This is a genomic window from Gracilimonas mengyeensis (assembly GCF_900182705.1).
Lineage (GTDB): Bacteria > Bacteroidota > Rhodothermia > Balneolales > Balneolaceae > Gracilimonas > Gracilimonas mengyeensis.
This window is the reverse complement of the sequence record NZ_FXTP01000001.1, coordinates 594,782-610,459: the sequence shown is the minus strand read 5'-3', so window position 1 is coordinate 610,459 and position 15,678 is coordinate 594,782. Positions and strand designations below refer to the sequence as shown.

Annotated in this window: 10 protein-coding genes and 1 pseudogene; 6 read left to right on the top strand and 5 right to left on the bottom strand. The window is 42.8% G+C overall.

The window, feature by feature from the left end:
* Positions 1-169: 169 nt before the first annotated feature.
* A complete protein-coding gene (locus FN815_RS02425; protein ID WP_221930216.1) occupies positions 170-778 on the bottom strand; it encodes a superoxide dismutase in 609 nt (202 codons plus the stop codon).
* A 190-nt stretch (positions 779-968) separates the two neighbouring features.
* Between FN815_RS02425 and FN815_RS02420 the strand changes: the two genes are divergently transcribed.
* A complete protein-coding gene (locus FN815_RS02420) occupies positions 969-1,598 on the top strand; it encodes a helix-turn-helix transcriptional regulator (protein WP_142452990.1) in 630 nt (209 codons plus the stop codon).
* A gap of 349 nt (positions 1,599-1,947) precedes the next feature.
* Here FN815_RS02420 and FN815_RS02415 read toward each other — a convergent pair whose 3' ends face one another.
* Both FN815_RS02415 and FN815_RS19305 read right to left on the bottom strand, forming a co-directional pair.
* The gene (locus FN815_RS02415; RefSeq protein ID WP_425461069.1) at positions 1,948-3,804 is read right to left on the bottom strand and encodes a methyl-accepting chemotaxis protein; all 1,857 of its coding nucleotides are present in this window, start codon (positions 3,802-3,804) and stop codon (positions 1,948-1,950) included.
* A 327-nt stretch (positions 3,805-4,131) separates the two neighbouring features.
* A pseudogene (locus tag FN815_RS19305) lies at positions 4,132-4,563 on the bottom strand (cache domain-containing protein); the annotation flags it as partial.
* 552 nt (positions 4,564-5,115) lie between these two features.
* Between FN815_RS19305 and FN815_RS02410 the strand changes: the two are divergent.
* Positions 5,116-5,799, top strand: a complete 684-nt coding sequence (locus tag FN815_RS02410; RefSeq protein WP_142452988.1) for a hypothetical protein — start codon at positions 5,116-5,118, stop codon at positions 5,797-5,799.
* 54 nt (positions 5,800-5,853) lie between these two features.
* Here FN815_RS02410 and FN815_RS02405 read toward each other — a convergent pair whose 3' ends face one another.
* Positions 5,854-6,288 carry an MBOAT family protein gene (locus FN815_RS02405; RefSeq protein ID WP_142452987.1) on the bottom strand — a complete coding sequence of 145 codons (435 nt, stop codon included), beginning with the start codon at positions 6,286-6,288 and terminating at the stop codon, positions 5,854-5,856.
* 322 nt (positions 6,289-6,610) lie between these two features.
* Here FN815_RS02405 and FN815_RS02400 point away from each other — a divergent pair, with 322 nt between their 5' ends.
* Both FN815_RS02400 and FN815_RS02395 read left to right on the top strand, forming a co-directional pair.
* On the top strand, positions 6,611-10,468 hold the full coding sequence (locus FN815_RS02400; RefSeq protein WP_142452986.1) for a PAS domain S-box protein: 3,858 nt from the start codon (positions 6,611-6,613) through the stop codon (positions 10,466-10,468).
* 3 nt (positions 10,469-10,471) lie between these two features.
* Positions 10,472-11,656, top strand: coding sequence for a hybrid sensor histidine kinase/response regulator (locus FN815_RS02395; RefSeq protein ID WP_142452985.1), 1,185 nt, complete (start codon positions 10,472-10,474; stop codon positions 11,654-11,656).
* Positions 11,657-11,872: 216 nt separating this feature from the next.
* Here the strand turns inward: FN815_RS02395 and FN815_RS02390 are convergent, their stop codons facing one another.
* Positions 11,873-13,327, bottom strand: a complete 1,455-nt coding sequence (locus FN815_RS02390; protein ID WP_142452984.1) for a histidine kinase dimerization/phosphoacceptor domain -containing protein — start codon at positions 13,325-13,327, stop codon at positions 11,873-11,875.
* Between the two features lie 523 nt (positions 13,328-13,850).
* Between FN815_RS02390 and FN815_RS02385 the strand changes: the two genes are divergently transcribed.
* Complete coding sequence (locus FN815_RS02385; protein ID WP_142452983.1) at positions 13,851-15,056, top strand: CynX/NimT family MFS transporter; 1,206 nt, start codon at positions 13,851-13,853, stop codon at positions 15,054-15,056.
* A 109-nt stretch (positions 15,057-15,165) separates the two neighbouring features.
* On the top strand, positions 15,166-15,660 hold the full coding sequence (locus FN815_RS02380) for an MgtC/SapB family protein (RefSeq protein ID WP_142452982.1): 495 nt from the start codon (positions 15,166-15,168) through the stop codon (positions 15,658-15,660).
* Positions 15,661-15,678 lie beyond the last annotated feature (18 nt).

The following is a 15,678-nucleotide window of genomic DNA, read 5'->3' as shown; positions in this document are numbered from 1 at the left end:
CGACTGATTCGGGGCCTCAGAATGACTCTAAATGCACGAATTAGATTTTTTCGGAATACTAAAGTGCTGCACTGAAAGTGCAGGGTTTTTAACTCTAGGCTGAGACCAATAAAAAAGCAGGGCTGTCAAATCAGTATTGACAACCCTGCCGGTATCAACAAGTAACTTGTTATTTGGCTTCGTTATAGTATTCAGCCACTTTATCCCAGTTCACTACATTCCAGAAGCTACTGATGTAATCGGGACGTCTGTTTTGGTAGTTGAGGTAGTAGGCATGTTCCCACACGTCCAGTCCCAGGATAGGCGTTCCCTGTACGTCGGCAACATCCATAAGTGGATTATCCTGATTTGGAGTAGATGTGATCTCAAGTTCACCGTCAGCATTCACGATTAACCAGGCCCAGCCAGATCCAAAACGGGAACCTGCAGCGCTCGCGAATTCTTCCTTAAAGGCATCAAAAGAACCAAAGGCTTTATCGATGGCTTCAGCCAGCTCACCATCAGGACTTCCACCGGCGTTAGGGGCCAGGATACTCCAGAATAGAGAATGGTTGTAGAATCCGCCACCGTTATTTCTTACGGCCGTTGAATGCTTGGACACAGAACTGAAGATCTCTTCGATGTCCTGATCTTCAAGATCAGTGCCTTCAATGGCATTATTAAATTTGTTGGTGTAACCCTGGTGGTGTTTGGTGTGATGGATTTCCATGGTTTTGGCATCAATGGAAGGTTTCAGGGCATCGTATTCAAATGAAAGTTCAGGTAATTCGTAACTCATAATGTGTTTGATTGGTTTCGATTCGCCAGACAAAGTACCAAAGAATTACAATAAACAAAATAATCACTTTGTTTATTAGTATAATTACTCTTTATCACTGGTATAAGTTTTTAAGAAGGGTGATGAATTTACTGTTCAACACGAATTCAGTAATATAAAAGGCAATTCTATCGATTAATTCTTGTGCACAATGCAGACGCAATTAGCAGAAAATGAAAAAGCTCTGGAAATCCTCAAGCGAGGCGGTCCTAAATCTATATCCGGGATAGCTGATTCCTTAAAGATTACGACCGAAGGTGCCCGTTTCCATCTGTTGAAGCTGGAAAAGGAGGGATTGGTGCAGTCAAAATCGGTAGCCGAAGGGCGCGGCCGACCAAAGCAAATTTGGTCGTTGACTCAAAAAGGGCACGACCGTTTTCCCGATGCCCACGCAAAGCTTACTGCCAATCTTATACAAATGATGCGCGATACTTTGGGTGAAGAAGCGGTAGATCAGGTTATATCCCGCCATGAAAAAAATATGCAAGAGCGGTATTCTGCCGAAATCAATGAGTATTCAAGTCTGGAAACTCGCATTGAGAAACTGGCAGAAATCCGAAGCCGTGAAGGATACATGGCGGAGTATAAAGAAGAAGATGATGCATTTATTTTTATTGAAAACCATTGTCCCATTTGCTTGGCGGCCAAAGCATGTCAGGGCTTTTGCCGGGCAGAATTGCAAACCTTCAAAGCCTTACTTGGAGAGGATGTACAGGTAACCCGGGTAGAGCATCTGTTGAGTGATGGCAGGCGTTGTGCCTATAGAATAAGTGAGGGGTAAGGGACAAGATTATAGGTTCAAGGTGTAAGTAGTTGTGAATGATGAGTGGTTAGTATTGTGTGCTTTGGGTTATAAATCCTGGAGGGATAAATGAATGATGGCTTTTCTAATTGAGAGATGTTTTTCAATAGATGTGCGATAGACCGACGGACCGATGTTTGATGGATGATTTTTTCAAATCCTGTTCATCCTTAAATCCCCAAAATCATGGTTCAATATGATGTCCGCTTTAGCTCCTAATCATCTACTTGGAACCAGAGGTTCCAGCAGGCATTACGAACGAGACATTCGTAACGAGGACAACCCGGCCTGGAATTATAAGACCGGGTTGTAAAGTAAGGGTTTTCTATCAGAAAGTATAAATAGCGGCTATCTGAATGCGGTACATGGATACATCTTCCGTATTACGCACTTTTCCTTTTATATCGGGTGTGCCGTAGGCTGCTGAAGTCCAGGTGTATTCCAGTCCCCACAACAGCGGGCCATTCTTAAAGGTGATACGAGGAGCGATGCGGTATATGGAGGCAATGTCCGTGCCTCTGCCGTAGAACACAGGAGTAGAGCCAATAATGGTTTCGCTGGCGCCATGATTGATCGTATATCCGGCAAAAAGGGCGGCTTTGAATTTTTCCCCGCGACTGCTTATTTCCGTCCAATAGGAGGAGGTGGTCAGGTTGGTGTAGGTGATTTTTTCAGGCTGCACACTTTTTTCAGCATAACCGCCAATCATCAGGAAGTTGGTCATATTTTGCCCGTAGATAGTGGTGAACTTGGCATGTATCTTCTTTGATGTGTAGGTGATAAATGCGTTTGCGTGCCAGCTTTGTAAAGTTTCATCGGTTTTATAACCGGCCGGGGTAACCGTTCTCGGTTTGATAGACTTGAACCCAGAGGTAAAGCCGGCCATGATCGACTCGTTTTTATATTCCATATGAAGGTTCATTTCCGGGATACCACTATTGCGGATGTACTTGGAAGAATAACCGTCCGGACCGTTGCTGGTGAAATCCCGGTGAGATAGGGCACTGATATTAGCAGAAACACTGGGACTAAGCTGGTAAGTAAACCTCACTTGGTTGTTGCGGGATAGAACGTTTACAGGCGCTGCGCCACCCCAGCCCATCACCTGAGGGAAACAGATGGGATTGAACATGGGGTGCCAGTATTGTCCCATCAGCAGGCTACTTTTCTCCCAGTCAAGATTGACATAGGCATGGCGCATGCGGGGCATATTAACGAAGCTTTCGCCGGTGCCAAGGAAGTCGAATTCAATGACGGCACTGCTTTTGGCTCCAAAGGCTTCAACCTCTGAAACAGATGCCCGCAGGCGGCTGTTAAAGGATACCATGTGAAACGACCGTACATCGGTGAGGTCGTTGCCCAGGTTATCATACATGGGCTTTTTGGAGAACAATAACACATTTGACTCGCGTGAGGCTATGCCTTCTTTGCTGTCAAAGTAGGTCTCACTGGATACGAAGCCACCTATCTTTACCGTCTGGGCCTTTGCCAATCCAAAAGTGGCAAAGAGCAGTATCAGGAAGGAGCGCAGGGCCCATGATTTTTTACCCGGGGCAAAGCTCTTCAGCGACGGGCTAAAAGATGTTTTTAAAGCCGACTGGTTTTGATTTCCGTTCACTACCAGGCTGAGTTCAACGGCCATATTCTCCATTTCCTTAGCCTGGGCGGCCATTTCTTCCGAAGAGCCAGCGGCTTCCTCAGCGGTGGCAGTATTTTGCTGGGTTACGGTATTCATTTCATTTACCGCTGTGCTGATTTGTTCAATTCCGTTGGCTTGTTCTTCCGAGGCTGTTGAAATCTCTGCGATGATATCCGCAACTTTAGAAGAGGAGTCCTGAATCTGGGAGAAGGCTACTTTTGTTCGTTCGGCAGATTCTTCGCCTTCCTGAATACGCTTTGAAGTGGTATCTATAAGCTGTGTGGTGTTTCGGGCTGATTCTGCTGCACGTACGGCAAGACTTCGAACTTCGCTGGCAACCACGGCAAAACCTGCTCCGGCGTCTCCGGCACGGGCAGCCTCAACGGCCGCATTTAATGCAAGCAGATTGGTTTGAAAGGCGATATCATCAATCGTTTTAATAATCCGGTGTATTTCATTGCTTGATTCCGAAATTTGAGTCATAGAAATAGCCAGGTTCTTCATTTCCTGGTCGGCGGATTCTATTACGGTATTTGTTTCCTGCATAAAGTGATCAGCCCGCCGGGCATTCTCACTGTTTTCATGGGTCTTACTGTTCAATTCAGAGAGAGAAGCAGAAGTTTCCTGAATGGAAGCAGCCTGTTGTGTTGAGCCTTCAGCCAAAGATTGTCCCGATTGTGACACCATGGCCGAGGCCGAAGAAACCTGGTTGGCAGCATCACTTAAGTTTTCCGATACTTTTCTTAGTGGGATTACAATACTCCTGGAAATGAAGAATAGAGCCACTAAAATTCCAAGAAACAAGGGAACCACGAACAGGTACATAATCAGGTTTTGGGAACGAACCGCTTCGCCGATCTGCTCTTCAATGTGAGCTCTTGTTGTGGCTATATTATCCAGGTAAACGCCGGTCCCTATCCAATAATCGGTACCCGGAATCATTTCTGCATAGCCAATTTTGGGTTGATCACCTGCGCCTGGTTTGGGGAATACATAATCCACAAATCCTCCGCCATTTTTGGCTTCTTTATAAAGCTCCCGTACAAAATATATTCCCTGGGTATCCTTAGAGTCACTAAGGTCGTTACCAATCAATTCTTTCTTTGGGGGCAGGGCAACCACCGTTGTTTTATGATAAACAAAGAAGTAGCCGGATTGATCGCTTTCAAAGCGAATAGGGTCCACTGCACCCCGGATAATTTCTAATTGCTGTTGATCATCCTGTTCAGATTTGATGATTTCTCCAAGAGAAAGTGCCATGCTATGGGTAGCCACTTTAACTTTGTCTTTCTGGTCCTCATACATCACTTCAGAAGCATTGGAAATTCCGATATTTTCAGACTTGCTAAGAGTTCTGTTAAAGAAGAATAGAAGAAGCAGAAACATGATGGAAATGAGACTGGCAGTAATCCACATTTTCTGGTTAATGGATAGCTTATGATTCATAATATTGTTACTCCTTATGCCCATAAAAGCGAGCATCCAAAACAGCTTTTAGGGGCAATGATTTTACTGATAAAATTTCTTTCTACATTATCGGCTTGAGCATGATCTTCTTTACCCGTAAATCGTTTTTATTAACGATTAAGGGCTGGTGAATGGGCAGGGTATAAAGCTATAGGAAGGGTAAAACCAACATTAATAATCGGTTTATGAAGTAGAAGTTTTGGTGTAATTTTTTTGTAAAAATTCACCATCTCAAAACGGCAAAAATGTCCTCAAAACATTTATGAATATTTGATGAATTAAGTAGCCTTTATTCTTTACAATTCCGGTAGCTTTTAGACGGACTTGTACCGGGTTTCTGCAATTAGCTGGGGCCCGTATTAAACGATTTACTATCTTGACGGAAAAAGGATGTATAAAACAATACTAACTATTTTAGGCATTGCGCTTTTTTTAATCTATGTGGCAGGGGTGGTGTACTGGTTTGAAGCCGAGAAGGAAGTGCGCATTTTGTGCTCCATGTTTAATGAGGGGCAATCGGTAGAAGCGGTAAGGCATACCCTTGATACCGGTAATTTACTGCACTATAAGGAATCTGACGATGTAATTATAGTGAACTCAAGCTACACAATGAGTACCACGGAGTGTACCGTAAGCTTATCGGATACAGCGACTGTAGTAGCATCAACATATCAACAGTCTTTAAGGCTGGAAAGGACCGCAGGTATTTTTGCAGCCTTCTTAACCTTCTTACTGGCTGTTTTTCAGATGTTACTTGTACTTGGAGTACAATGGGGAGAATGGGCCTGGGGAGGTTTTCATAAAAAGCTTCCCTTATCTCTGCGATTGGGAAGTTTTATTTCATTTCTGATACTGATTTTTGCCGGATTCTCTGTACTTGCTGCTACCGGTTTTTCGAGCATCATCCCGGAAGCTATATCACGAATCACGGTGTTTATTTTGACGGGGATTTTTTTGCTTAGCATCATTGGAAATTTCAACTCCAAAAGTGCTAAAGAGAGAAAAGTAATGATACCGCTTAGTATCCTGCTTTCTTCATGCTACCTGATCGTGACCGTATTTTTATTGGGCTGAAACCCTTTGTTTTATGGAATTGAGTGCACAGTTGTAATCCTGTTACGTGGAATTTCAAAATCCATAAACCAATGCAAAGCTGAGTACGAAAAAGCCTGACAGGTATGCTATGTTGACCACCATCCGTCCAGGAAGAGAGAGTTTGGATAGGTCCCAATTGAATAGTTCACCGGCAAGCAGGCCCAGGGCAAGGAATAAAAACCAGATCCCAAAAAAGAAAGAAGTAGAGCCACTTACTGCAAAGGTAACCAGGTCATGTATCAACCCGCTAACTACAAAAGTGATAAGCAGGGAAAGAGAAGAGGGCAACACTTTTCTGACATGCCCATGCACATATTTGCCAAGGTAATAACCGAAGATTGGATTCCAGTACTGCCAAAACTGTCGTGGTGAAGACGCACCAAGGGATCGCCTCAGCATAGCTTTTAATGAGCCGGAAGCACCGAGCGGAAGACCATTTCTTTTCTTAATGTATTCGCGGAGAGTCATGCGATATAAAATGTTGATTTTGGATGCAATAAGGATTGGTTCAACAAAAGTTTCATCTGATACAAAGAGAATTTCTGAGATAATTCTAACAATGAAAAGAGGCTAAAAAACAAATTGGTTGTTCAATTTTTTGTGTTGTAGTTGTGGATTTATACATTAGCGATAATCAGTAGCCTGTATTGATAGCAAGTATTTTCAAAGATAGTTATAGAGAGGGTAGGGGAGTTATTTCTGAACTATCGAAAAAAAGCTTTAAGGAAACTAAAATGATTTCCGATAAAGAGGCAATATCAAATATTAGGTTGAACAAGTATCAGGTCCTATGAGCAACAAAAAAAGTACTTTGGAATACTTGGACAAGGAGTTCTTGTGGTCCATTTTTAGAATCCTGCCGGATGCAGCCGTGCTTGCCAATCCCAAAAGGGAAATTATCGCTGTAAATCAGGCATTTACTGATATATTTGGATATACCCTGGATGAAGCCCGTGGCAAAACCACGCAATTTATTTATGCAAGTGAAGAAGATTTCCTGGATACCCATAAAGTGTTTAAGCCGGAGCCGTCAAAAAAGGTTTCGCATTATGAAAAGGACTACAGAAGAAAGTCGGGGGAAGTATTTACCGGAGAAACAGTAGGTAAAATTGTTACTAGCAGTAAAGATGAGGTGTTAGGCTACCTGGGACTAATCTACGATAAGACAATCTTTAAAAAGCAAGAAGATAGCCTGACCCATTTGAACGATCGGCTGGAACTTTTGGTAAAAATTTTGCATCAGGAAAGTTTTGATCTTCAAAAGCAGATACAACAAACTTTGCAGCTCACAAATAATTTGCTTGGCACGGAAGTAGGGATCGTAAGCCAGATTATCGACGATAGCTACTATGTGCGCCATTATTACCCGGAAGACAGTGAGCTTGAAACCGATATGCGTTTCGATTTTAGAAACACCTATTGTCATATTACCGTCGAGAAAGACGATGTGTTGGACATATCCAATATGGGAGAATCAGAGCACGCTCATCATCCCTGTTATGAATTCTTCAAACTGGAGTCTTACATTGGTATCCCTATCTATGTGAAAGGAGAGCTATATGGAACGTTGAATTTTTCTTCAACCCAGCCCAATGACGGATTCAGTACTGCAGACAGGGATATCATACAGTTAATATCAGACTGGCTGGGAGTAATACTGGAACGTGAGAAAATTGAAGAAGAGCTAAGAGAAAGCAGAGAACATTTTCAGCTGGTAGCGGAAAATACTTCCGACATGATTGCCTTGCACAAGCCGGATGGAACCTATGAATATGTGTCTCCTTCAGTAAATAAAATTTTAGGATATGCCCCTGAAGAGCTTTTAGGCACTTCCCCCTACGAATTGTTTCATCCCGATGATTTAGAAAGAATTCAAAGCGAGTCTCATCAAAAGGCACTTGAAAAGAATCCTACCAAATCTTTCGAATACCGAATCAGGGACAAACAAGGAAGCTATCTTTGGTTTGATACCTCCACGGAAATTATCACCAATGATGAGGGGGAGATTGTACACCTTCAAACGACATCGCGAAACATCACGCCCCGGAAAAATATTGAGTTGCTGCACAAAAAATCCAGAACACTTGCCCTTGTAGGTGGTTGGGAGTGGGATTTAACAGAAAACATGATGCAGGTAACCGATGAAGTACGCAGTATTTTTGGTATGCCACCGGGTTCAGATATTCATTATGAGAATGGTATCACCTTTTTTTCCAAAGATTCAAAGAAGAAGATTGAAGAAGCTTTTAGGAAAGCAATGCTTGAGAATGAAAGCTTTGATCTAAAAGCGAATCTTAAAACATCGGAAGGAACATATAAAACGGTTCGTATAATCGGCGAGGCCCTATGGGAAAATGGGGAGGCGAAGAAATTGGTAGGTGCTCTGCAGGATGTAACCCGACAGGAAACCACAGCCGAACTATTTGATGATTCGCAAATTATGGCCAATGTAGGAGGCTGGGAATATACTCTGGAATCCGGTGAATTATTCTGGACCGATGAGGTATATCGTATACACGAACTACCTATAGGCAAGGATTTAAAAGTAGAAGAGGGGTTGAGTTTTTTCCCCGGAGAAGCAAAAGAGAAAATTCAGCGATGTATCGAGAAAACCATTGAAACTCGTAAACCATACGATTTAACGCTGCCTTTTGTAACGGCCAAAGGAAATGAGAGAATGGTTAGAGCCATTGGTAAAGCTGTGGTTGAAGATGATAAAGTATACAAACTGAGAGGTACCTTTCAGGATGTGACTGAACAAAAAAGGCTGGAAAGACTACTAAATAGTGCCCAGGGTATGGCCAATGTAGGCGGCTGGGAATTTGATGTTCAGAGTGGAGATTTATTTTGGAGTGATGAGGTATACCATATTCATGAAATTCCTGTTGGAACTCCTGTAAAAGTAGCGGATGGAATCAGCTATTATCATGGCAAGGCGCGTGAGACCATAACCAAAGCTATAAATCGTTCCATAGAAACAAAAGAAGGATGGGATTTGGAGCTACCATTTGTATCTGCAAAAGGAAACCATAAATGGGTGCGTGCAATTGGTTCGGTAAAAACCAATGCCAAAGGCGAAGTTACTAAGATGGTAGGCGTGTTCCAGGATTTGACTGACCGTAAGGAAATGGAGAACAAATTAGTCCAGGCAAAAGAGGAAGCTGAACTTGCCAACCAGGCTAAAAGCCAGTTTGTGGCAAATATCAGCCATGAAATTCGTACCCCTATGAACTCTATTCTTGGCTTTACTGAACTATTGGAAAAAACGGCCAGTACCCCTAAGGAGAAACAGTATCTTGAGAATATTGCCAGCAGTGGCAAGCTGTTGCTTAAACTCATTAACGATATTCTTGATTTGTCAAAAATTGAAGCCGGAGCGGAAGAAATCCAATTAGTGCCCACGAATGTAAGCAGAGTGGTGAAAGAGGTTGTGGATACTTTCTCGGTGAAAGCCGATCAAAAAGGTTTGGGGCTGGAGCTGGAGGTTGATGATACCATTCCGGAATCTTTACTGATGGATGACGGTCATGTACAGCAAATCCTATTCAACTTGATTGGCAACGCGGTCAAATTCACAGAAGAGGGTAGTGTGAAAATCAATGTTACGGCCGATATGGAAGAAATAGATGCCAGTAGTGTGGATCTGTCTATTGCAATAACCGATACCGGTATTGGTATTAAAGAAGAAAAGCTGGACCGTATTTTTAATGCTTTTGAACAAGAGGGTAGGGAGATTTCAAATCGTTTTGGGGGTACCGGTCTTGGGCTCTCTATTAGTAAAAACCTTGCTGAGAAAATGGACGGTGAAATTACGGTAAAAAGCACACTTGGTGAGGGAAGTACTTTTACTCTTGCCATAAATAATGTCGTGGTTTCGTCGGTGGTCCCCGTTTATGAGGCGGATATACATTCTGCCAAAGATATAAAACTTAATCCCGGAAGAATCCTGATAGCTGATGACATAAAAGTGAATCGGGATCTTGTGGCTGAGTATCTTACAGATCAACCGCTGGAAATAATAGAAGCGGAATCGGGCAGTGAGGCAGTAGCCCTGTGTTCTCAGTATGAATTTGATCTCATACTGATGGATATTAAGATGCCCGGTATGAATGGGTTGGAGGCTCTAAAGCTCATCAAACAAGAAAATAAAGAAGCAGTAGTGGTAGCATTGACCGCTTCTGGGTTCAATACTTATAAAGAGATAGCACGTGAACAAGGTTTTAATGGGTTTTTAAGAAAACCGGTTACCCAGCGGGAATTATTGCTGGAGATAGGCGGCTTTTTGGGCTATAGCGCAGAAAGCAGTGGACAACTGAGTGTGGGGGAAACCCAAAAAGAAAAAGAGGATAACATACCCTTGGGAGAGGAAAAATTGACAAGTCGACAAACAGAACAATTGCAAAAAGTTTGGGAAGAGAAAATACATCTTCCTTTTAATCAGTTAAACCGCAACGCAATTCTTATAGATGAATGTGAGGCATTTGCAGAAAGTATATTATCAATCGGCGATGAGCTTAATATTACCTCATTAAGTTTGTTTGCAGCAGAACTTTTAGGTGCAGCTCAGGTGTTTGATACGAAACACATTCAGCACTTGCTTGAAACGTTTGAAAGATTCGATGAAAAATTAAGCAAAGAACTTTCTTAATTAATGAATGAGAAACAGATGATGGAGTTAGAACCAGATAAAACCCCGCTGATCTTGATTGTGGATGATATCCCCAAGAATTTGCAACTGCTTGGTACCACCCTGCGGGATGAGGGTTATAAAATTGCAGCTTTGAACGACCCGTTACAGGTGCTAAGTAGTGTAAGAAACTTGAAACCGGATCTTATTCTACTGGACGTGATGATGCCGGAAAAAGACGGTTTTGAAGTCTGTAAAGAACTAAAGGGAGATCCTGATCTGGCCGAAATACCCGTAATCTTTTTGACTGCTAAAGCGGAACAGGAAAATATTAACTTCGGCCTTGAACTGGGCGGGGCTGATTATGTAACCAAACCTTTTAACAGTAGTGAGTTACTGGCCAGGGTTGAAACCCACGTATCCCTGAAAATGGCCAAAGACCAACTCCGGAAGCAGAATAACCAGCTGGAGGATCTCATAGCTACCCGTGATAGATTGTATGCGGTGATTGGGCACGATCTCAGGGGGCCATTAAATGGCATTACCGGGCTTACCAGGATATTGTTGGAAGACTTTGAGAAAAGCGAGCCTGATCCCAAGATTGGAAAGTTCATAAGTATGATTCATCAGTCTTCCAAGGATGTATGGATGTTGCTTTCGGATTTACTGAACTGGGCACGAATGCAATCCGGTGAATTGATGGTACAAAAGGAGGAAGTTAGCTCTGTTAAGCTTATAAACAATGTACTGGAGTTGATGGAATACCAGCTGACTAAAAAGGATATGAATATAAACCTGAAGTATGAGCAGGAACATCCAATATTTGTTGATGAAAGATATATAGCTACCATCCTGCGTAATATTTTATCTAACGCTATAAAATTTAGTGAACCGGGGGCTGACATCGACATCAGCTTGCAGGAAGGGGAAGCGGCTTATACGATTGCTGTTACCGATTATGGCATAGGAATGGATGAAGAAACAATTGATTCTCTTTTCTCTTCAAAATTTCATCCCAGAAACAAAAATGAAATCAATAAGAATGGCAGCGGATTTGGATTGATGTTATCCCACCAGCTGGCAAAAATTCATAATTGCAAGCTGGAAGTAGTAAGTAAACTCGGCGAGGGTACTACCATTACTCTTACCATTCCCGTTCCTTCTCCGGAGGATGCAAAAACCTTAAAGCATGCAAAGGCACATTATTAAACTAACTAATGTGAGTTCGATATAAGAATGATGTAAAAATAGGCTGGTCATCGTCCCGAGAAATCGGGAACAAAGCGATCTCCGAACAAAGCTCATAGGCATTATCCGGAAGATTGCTACCTACACAAGTGTGCGCCACAGGCCCGGTATTTGCTTCCCTAAGCGTCGGGACTCGCAATGACGAGTTTTATATTGAACTGACGTTAACTAATTTTTCTACAATACCAGACTATTGGCCGTACTGCCCTTTTGCTGGTCTTCTTTAGCAAACGCTAAGCTAAAAGTGGTACCGTCTTGAGTGGCAGAATAGGAACAGTTACCGCATAACTGCCGTGTTAATTCTTTGATAATAGTTATACCAAGTCCAGATTCGGATAAATCATTCTCTAAGAAATCATGTGGCAAGTCCACACTATGTTGATTTCCTGAATCAGTAATCTGCAGATTTACCTGTTGTTTATTGGTTTTGATATGAATATCAATTGTATGGTTTGCAGAGTTGGGGACGGCGTGTTGAAATGTATTATCAATCACTTCATGAACAATCAGGAAAAAGGGGACGGCTTGATTAATATTTAAATAAATGCGTTCGGATTGAATAGAAATATTGTAGGATTCAAAATTCGCATGATCTTTAGACAAGTCTACAATATCCCGGAGGTGAGATCCGGCATCGAGTTTACCAAAACTTTCAGAGTGATAAAGAATCTCATGGATTAGTGCCATGGTTTTAATTCGTCCCACACTGGATAATAACTTTTCTTGTACCTCGGGATTTGATTCACTGAAATATTGCAGCTGCATCATTCCGGAAATAACAGCCAGGTTATTTTTAACGCGATGATGGACTTCAGAAAGCAGGCTTTTCTTCTCTTTCAGCGCCTCTTTAAGTTTTTCTTCCCGCTGGTGCTGAACGCTGGTATCTATTATCAGTCCGCGCATTTTAAGCGAATCCTGTACCCATAAAGTAGTTACAGAATCCATCAACCAAACAACTTTTCCATCTTGCCTTATAAACCTGAACTCATGTTGATAGTCCCCCTCGGCTGAAGAAGCTTTTTCATAGAAATCTTTCACTTCTCCATAGTCATCTGGATGTACTTTGTCCAACCAGAAGCGATTACCAGAATTCCATTCTACATGATTAAATCCAAGAATAGGCTCAAATTTTGGACTTATGAACGTAAGCCTGAGGGGATCAACATCCGCTTCCCATACAATGGCATCCAGAGAATGGACCAGCGACTTATACTTTTCTTCCGTCTCAGCCAGTTTTTTCTGATTCTGGGCCTGCTTGTAATGATGTTGCAATTCACGTTTAACCGCAGGGTTTAGCCGGCGCATGTCCTCCTTCATTACATAATCTGAAGCCCCAGCCAGCATAGCTTCAACGGCTAAATCTTCCCCCATCATACCAGAAATAAAAATGAAAGGTATTTCCGGTTTTAGCTCTTTCTTCATCTTTAGGGCTTCCATACCACTAAAGTTAGGCAACTTAAAATCGGAGATGATCAAATCAACAGGTTGTGAAGATAAATGCTCAATAAAATCTTCTTTTAAAAAAAGACAGGTACAGTCAATATCCAGATCTACTTTATCCAGTTCATGCTGGATAATAATCTGATGTTTTTCATTATCCTCGACCAATAACACATTAAATGTCTCAGGCATACCAACTTATTTAATTGCGACCGATTATTTTTTATCTATACTATTTAAGAACACGAAACCTATTATTAACGTTTTTTAATAAAACTAAAATATAATTCGGATGCCATACCGTCAAGAAAAAAGAGTATTAATACAACATCTAAATACGGATTTTGCTGCATTTTTGGGGAGGAATATCTACAGCCAGGCAAAAACTAAGGTGCCTTCGCAAGTAGACCAATCTTTGTTCAATCACTAACGCGCAAGTGCGTTAAGTAAGGAGACCCGTGTATGAGTTCTGATACGGTTTGCAAGCATCATCATGAAAAGGGAAAATGACCAATGCCCAAATAACGAAAACGGATTGTGAGCTCATCCGGGAGTCCTTTTGCCCAGGCGGATTTTGTCCGCTAGGGAAAGAGACAGAGAAAGGGTCCTGTAGCCAAAGATCATTAACACATCCCTTACAAATCAATCCCTGTAATTAAGTCCAAACACCGGTACTTTACCCGTTTTAATACTCAGAACTGGATAGAAGTTTTTAATGTATCGAGAATCCCTTATTGGCCGGATAACGCTCATAGCCGGCATAGTTTTTATAGCTCTTAGCTTACGCTCACCCTTAGCAGCCGTGGGGCCCTTGGCGAACGCCATTCAACAATCTACCGCACTTTCACACGGCGCGGTAGGCATGATAACCACACTTCCGCTACTTTGTTTTGGGTTCTTGTCTATGCTCACGCCGTTGTTTACACGCCGTTGGGGCATTGAAGGAGCTCTGGGAATGTCTTTAGGATTAATCACAATTGGGATAGCCGTACGCTCACTGGTGCCTGTTGCAGCGCTTTTTGGCGGAACCCTGTTATTGGGTGTGGGCATTGCATTGGGTAATGTGCTGTTGCCCAGCCTGGTAAAGAGGGATTTTCCTCATCGTAAAGGCTGGATGACCAGTTTGTATTCCAGCCTGATGGGATTGGGGGCTGCTATAGCTGCTGGAGTCAGCGTTCCCATTGCTGAGGATTTGGGCCTGGGATGGCGATATGCTTTGGGAATTTGGGCTGTGATTGCAGTGATAGGGATCATTTTCTGGATTCCCCAGTTAAAACATCATACCCGGCCCGACAGAAGTGTACGTATTCGTAAATCTCTGAAGACTTTAGGCCGTTCCCGGCTGGCATGGGAGATCTCACTTTTTATGGGTCTGCAGTCTTTTCTGTTTTATGTGGTGTTGGCTTGGCTGCCGGAAATTTTAATCAGCCAGGGTATGAACCCCAACGAGGCTGGATGGATGCTTTCGTTATCTCAGGCCTTCGGTGTATTGGGCACTATCATTTTGCCTGTTTATGCTGAAAAAAGGCCAGACCAGCGAGGCATTGTCTGGGGCGTTTGCCTGATGGAATTGGTCAGTATTGCCGGATTCCTGATTCCTGGAACCACCTTTGTTCCGCTATGGGCCGTGTTAATTGGCTTTAGTCTGGGATGCAGCTTTGGACTTGCGCTTTTGTTCATGGTGATGCGTACCTGGGACTCAGAAACCACCACTGGACTTTCAGGGATGTCTCAATCCGTGGGTTACCTGGTGGCAGCAGCCGGACCGGCGCTCTTTGGCGCCTTGCACGATTGGTTTGACAGCTGGTCACCTCCGTTGATTTTGCTTTTGGTCGTGGCTGCTTTGCAGTTGCTGTTTGGTCTGGGAGCCGGACAGGATAAGACCATCTCTGCAGGGTCAGGAGGAGAAGACAGTCAATAGGCTCGTACTTGGTCGTTTAACGAAGACTGGAAAACAGCTGATACAAGGTTGAGAGACCTGTTGAATTGAAATCACAAAAGTTAAGTAAAATTATAAAGGTCAATGGATTATGGGATTTGATGAACTTTCATATTGGTTTACTTCGGAGTTTGACTTACAGCTTATTCTAAGCAATCTAACCTTGTTGCTGGTAGCCTTTGCTTTTGCCTTACCGGTTGCGCTTAACAGGGAGAAGACTGCCCGTTCAGCCGGACTACGGACATTCCCACTGGTTTCTATTGCCTCATGTGGCTACATGCTTATCGGAATTTCTATTTTTGATACCGATGGATCCATCGCCAGGGTTACCTATGGTATTATCACTGGGATGGGCTTTATTGGGGGCGGTGCAATTTTGAAATCTAAAGGAAATATCAGGGGCACGGCCACGGCAGCCAGTATCTGGAACACCGGCGCGATAGGCGTTTCAGTAGCTTTTCGTATGTATGAAATTGCTTTACTGCTATCCCTTGTCAATTTTTTGATTTTGCGATTTGCTGAACCCATCAAGAAAAAAAAGCTGGATGAAGATAAAGCCGGTGAAGTGAAGGATGATGTAGGATAGGTAAATTAAAACTTCGGG